Here is a 4,275-nt window from a genome sequence, read left to right on the forward strand (position 1 = left end):
CCGTCGCGCGCGGCCGCGGTCAGCGCGGCCTCGGCGGCAGCGACGCGGTCCGGCCAGTCGGCGGCGGAGGCCCAGCCGTCATCCATCACGATCAGCAGCGGCCCGTCGCCGCCGCCCGACCCGGACGGTCCCCAGACCGGACGCGCGAGACCCAGGATGATCAGTGCGGCGGCGAGCAGTCGCAGCGCGAGCAGCCACCAGGGCGTGCGCGCCGGCGTCTCCTCCGGCGCGGGCAGGTCGCGCAGCAGCGCGATGGCCGGGAAGTCCTGCCGCTTCGGCGCCGGCGGCGTGACGCGCAGGAGCCACCACAGCACCGGCAGCGCCGGCAGCGCGACGAGAAGCCAGGGTGCCGCGAAGGCGATGGGGCCGAGGGTGAGCACGCTTATGTGCCCTCAGACGCCGGGCGCGCGCTCCGCGCGCTTGGCTTGCGCGCCACGCGCTGGTGCGCCTGGCGGGAGGCTCGGTCTGGGCGCGGCGGCCCTGGGTCCCATCCGCGTTGCTTTGCAACGCGGATGGGTGCCCATTCGGCCGCTCGGATCGCTATGCGATCCGCCATGTCCAACACACCTCGTGTGGCGTTCAGTGCCATCCTGCGCCCGCGCATCATGCCGGCGCCAGCACTTGATGGAGAGCGAGCAGCGCCGTCTCGGGCGGCTGGTCGGTGCGGTGCGTCGCGAAGCTCCAGCCCGCGGATTGCGCGAGCGCCGCCAGCGCGGCGCGGTGGCGCTGCACGCGCTCGGCATAGACCTCCCGCACCGCCTCGACGCGCGGCACCAGCGCGGGTGCAATCTCCGCGCCCACGCCTTCGAAGCGCACGCGCCCGGCATAGGGCAGCGTCTCCTCTGCTGGGTCGAGCACCTGCAGCACGTGCCCGCGCACACCCTGCGCGGCGAGTGCCGAGATGGCGGCGCGGGTGGTCTCGAGCGGCTCCCAGAAGTCGCCGAACAGCACGGCGCGGGCGTGGCGGGCAAGCCGATGGTCCTCCGGCCGCGGCGCCATCTGCGCCAGGCTGTCGGCGATTGCCGGCAGCGCGGGGCGGCCGGCGAAGGGGCGCGGCAGGCCGAAGAGCCGCACCCGCTCGCCGCCGCGCAGCAGCAGCGAGGCGAGGGCCAGCAGCAGGACCTGCGCGCGAAGCGTCTTGGTCGGCACCTCCTTCGAGCTGCGCCACTCCATCCCCGGCCCCGAGGCGATCCAGAGCGCCACCGTCTGCGCCGCTTCCCATTCCGTCTCGCGGATGAAGAGCCGGTCCGACTTGCCGGATTGGCGCCAGTCGATGCGGTTGGCCTGGTCGCCCGGGACATAGGCGCGGAACTGCCAGAAGGCCTCGCCCGGCCCGGCGCGCCGGCGCCCGTGCAGCCCGGGCATCACCGTCGCGGCGACGCGCTCCGCCTCGACCAGCAGCGGCGGCAGCGCGGCGCCGAGCTGCTCCGCCCAGGGGACGGTGAGGGCGGCCTGCCCCTTAACCAAGCTGCGCCTTCAGCCGATCGAGGACCTCCGACAGGTGCACGCCGTCGGCGCGCGCGGCGAAGTTCAGCGCCATGCGGTGGCGCAGCACCGGCTCCGCCAGCGCGAGCACGTCCTCGACGGAGGGCGAGAGCCGGCCGTCGAGCACGGCGCGCGCGCGCGTCGCCAGCATCAGCGCCTGCGCCGCGCGCGGCCCCGGGCCGTAGGCCAGGTGGCGGCGCACATCCTCGATCTCGGTCGTCTCGGGGCGCGCGCCGCGCACCAGGCGGAGGATGGCATCCACCACGCCCTCGCCGACCGGCAGGCGGCGGATCAGCTGCTGCGCGGCCATCAGCTCGATCCCCGTCATCGCCTGGACCGGCTTCGCCTCCGACGCGCCCGTCGTGGCCAGCAGCATGGCGCGTTCCGCCGCGAGGTCGGGGTAGGAGACGTCGATCTCGAGCAGGAAGCGGTCGAGCTGCGCCTCGGGCAGCGGGTAGGTGCCTTCCTGCTCGATCGGGTTCTGCGTGGCGAGCACGTGGAAGGGCAGGGGGAGCTGGTGGACCTCGCCGGCGATCGCCACGCGATGCTCCTGCATGGCCTGCAGCAGCGCCGACTGGGTGCGCGGGCTCGCGCGGTTGATCTCGTCGGCCATCAGCAGCTGGCAGAAGATCGGGCCCTTGATGAAGCGGAAGTGGCGCTTGCCGTGGGCGTCCTCCTCCAGCACCTCGGAGCCGAGGATGTCGGAGGGCATCAGGTCCGGCGTGAACTGCACCCGCTTGGCGTCCAGCCCGAGCACGGTGCCGAGCGTGTCCACGAGCTTGGTCTTGCCGAGGCCCGGCACGCCCACCAGCAGCACATGGCCGCCCGAGAGCAGGGTGATGAGGGTGCGCTCCACCACCTGGTCCTGGCCGAAGATCACCCGGCCCACCGCCTGTCGGACGCGGGCGAGCCGTTCCGCCAGCGCCTCGGCTTCCGCGACCAGGGCGCGTGCTTCCGTGGGGTCGGCCACTTCAACCATGCGGGGCAGGCTCCCTATATCCGGCTCGCGTGCATATGGTCCGAGTATCCACGCTGCCCATCCCGCCCGCCAGAGCGGTTACAGGCGGGAACATGGGTCGGGTGCGGATGGGCCGGGCGCCGAGGGGTTGGAGAGTGGATCGGGTGTGCGCGCAGGCTGCTTCACGGGTGCGAGACGCGGCATGAGGAACGACGCGGCGAAGCCGCAGGGAGCGGGGCAGGCGCCGGCCAAGGGCGCGCCACCCCGGTCGCGCCACGACTGCGGCGACCTGGCCATGCGCATCGCGAAGGACGGGACCTGGTTCTACCGGGGCAGCCCCATCGGCCGGAAGGAGCTGGTCTGCCTCTTTGCCTCGGTGCTGAAGCGCGAGCCGGACGGGTCCTATGTGCTCGAGACCCCGGTGGAGCGCGGCCGCATCGAGGTGGAGGACGCCCCGTTCGTGGCGGTGGAGATGTTCTGGCGCGACTGCGCCGACCCCTTCGTGCCGAACCCCAAGCCCAGGCAATGCCTGACCTTCCGCACCAACCTCGATGAGATGGTGACGGCGGACGCCGAGCATCCGATCCGCGTCCTGGTGGACCCGAAGTCGCGCGAGCCGCGCCCCTACATCCTGGTCCGCCCGGGCCTCGAGGCGCGGATCAACCGCGCGGTGTTCTACGAACTGGTGGCCCTGGCGCAGCCCGAGACGGTGGACGGGCGGGATGTGCTCGGCGTGTGGTCGGAGGGCATCTTCTTCCCGATCGACGAGGCGCCCGAGGGGCTCACCCAGCGGCGCGCGGCGGAGTGACACCGCCCTCCCGCACGGAGATCGCGGCCCGTCTGGGCGACCCCGACCTGCTGGCGCGCGCGACGCCCGACGCCTCGGAGGAGGCCGCCTGGCTCGCCACCGAAGGCCGGCTGCGCGACGCGGCGGTGCTGGTGCCGATCATCTGGCATGACCACGCGCCTTCCATTCTCCTGACGCTGCGCGCCGCGGGCCTGTCCAAGCATGCCGGGCAGGTCGCCTTCCCGGGCGGCCGGCTCGAGCCCGGGGAGACGGCGCAGGCTGCGGCGCTGCGCGAAGCGGCGGAGGAAGTCGGCCTCGATCCGCGCCTGCCCGCGGTCGCCGGCCACCTGCCGGAACACCTGACCGGCACGGGCTTCCGCGTCACGCCCGTCGTCGCCTTCCTCGACCCGCCGCTGACGCTCACCCCCGATCCGGGCGAGGTGGCGGAGATCTTCGAGATGCCGCTCGCCACCCTGCTCGACCCCGCCGCGCCGCAGCGGCGCAGCACGGAGTGGCGAGGGCGGATGCGCGACTACTGGGTCTGGCCGCACGAGACGCACCTGATCTGGGGCGCGACGGCGAAGATGCTGCTGACGCTGTCGCGGATCCTCCGCGGGTAGCCCGTGGGCGTGAATCGCTGGCCCCGTTGGGCTGCGCGGCCGCGCCATACCCCTATATCTTGCGAATCATGGCCGCTGTCGTCGCCGTCCTCCTGACCCTCACCCCCTTCGCGCTCTACCTCGCCTGGCGGCGCTACGGGCCGCGTTCGGGCGAGCCATCCTCCGGCGTGGTGCTGTCGCTGCTGCTCGGCGTCGGGCTGATGCTCGGCGCCGCCGTGTGGTTCGGCCTGTCGCGCAGCTTCGAGCGGGGCGAAAACTACGTGCCGGCGGTGCTCGGGCCGGACGGCCGCGTGCAGCAGGGGCACGGCGAGCCGCGGCGGTGAGCCGGGACGCGCCGCACGGCGCCATCGCCCCGCCCGCCTTCCTGTCGGAGCCTGCGCCGGCGGCGGTGCTCGCCGCGCTTCCGGGATCGCGCGTCGTCGGCG

Annotated in this window: 6 protein-coding genes; 3 read left to right on the top strand and 3 right to left on the bottom strand. The window is 73.8% G+C overall.

Annotation, left to right across the window (positions count from 1 at the left end):
• The 3 genes from L2I40_RS19670 to L2I40_RS19680 form a co-directional block, all read right to left on the bottom strand.
• The coding region (locus L2I40_RS19670) for a BatA domain-containing protein (protein WP_237216881.1) at positions 1 to 380 on the bottom strand (380 nt) is incomplete at its 3' end.
• A 223-nt stretch (positions 381 to 603) separates the two neighbouring features.
• On the bottom strand, positions 604 to 1,467 hold the full coding sequence (locus L2I40_RS19675; RefSeq protein WP_237216882.1) for a DUF58 domain-containing protein: 864 nt from the start codon (positions 1,465 to 1,467) through the stop codon (positions 604 to 606).
• On the bottom strand, positions 1,460 to 2,464 hold the full coding sequence (locus L2I40_RS19680) for an AAA family ATPase (RefSeq protein WP_237216883.1): 1,005 nt from the start codon (positions 2,462 to 2,464) through the stop codon (positions 1,460 to 1,462). The genes L2I40_RS19675 and L2I40_RS19680 overlap by 8 nt, the downstream gene beginning before the upstream one ends.
• 181 nt (positions 2,465 to 2,645) lie before the next feature.
• On the opposite strand from L2I40_RS19680, the gene L2I40_RS19685 reads away from it, so the two are divergent.
• The 3 genes from L2I40_RS19685 to L2I40_RS19695 all read left to right on the top strand — a co-directional run bounded on the left by L2I40_RS19685 (position 2,646) and on the right by L2I40_RS19695 (position 4,173).
• Positions 2,646 to 3,251 carry a DUF1285 domain-containing protein gene (locus tag L2I40_RS19685; protein ID WP_237216884.1) on the top strand — a complete coding sequence of 202 codons (606 nt, stop codon included), beginning with the start codon at positions 2,646 to 2,648 and terminating at the stop codon, positions 3,249 to 3,251.
• A complete protein-coding gene (locus L2I40_RS19690) occupies positions 3,248 to 3,850 on the top strand; it encodes a CoA pyrophosphatase (protein WP_237216885.1) in 603 nt (200 codons plus the stop codon). The genes L2I40_RS19685 and L2I40_RS19690 overlap by 4 nt, the downstream gene beginning before the upstream one ends.
• A 68-nt stretch (positions 3,851 to 3,918) precedes the next feature.
• Positions 3,919 to 4,173: a hypothetical protein gene (locus L2I40_RS19695; RefSeq protein WP_237216886.1), complete on the top strand. Its 255-nt coding sequence runs from the start codon at positions 3,919 to 3,921 to the stop codon at positions 4,171 to 4,173.
• The last annotated feature ends 102 nt before the right edge of the window (positions 4,174 to 4,275 follow it).

The sequence above is a fragment of the Falsiroseomonas oryziterrae genome (assembly GCF_021864505.1).
Lineage (GTDB): Bacteria > Pseudomonadota > Alphaproteobacteria > Acetobacterales > Acetobacteraceae > Falsiroseomonas > Falsiroseomonas oryziterrae.

What these genes read in the sequence shown, in the direction of transcription:
- L2I40_RS19685 (WP_237216884.1), top strand. Translation starts at nt 2,646, where the DNA reads ATGAGGAACGACGCGGCGAAGCCGCAGGGAGCGGGGCAGGCGCCGGCC.
- L2I40_RS19680 (WP_237216883.1), bottom strand. Translation starts at nt 2,464, where the DNA reads ATGGTTGAAGTGGCCGACCCCACGGAAGCACGCGCCCTGGTCGCGGAA.
- L2I40_RS19695 (WP_237216886.1), top strand. Translation starts at nt 3,919, where the DNA reads ATGGCCGCTGTCGTCGCCGTCCTCCTGACCCTCACCCCCTTCGCGCTC.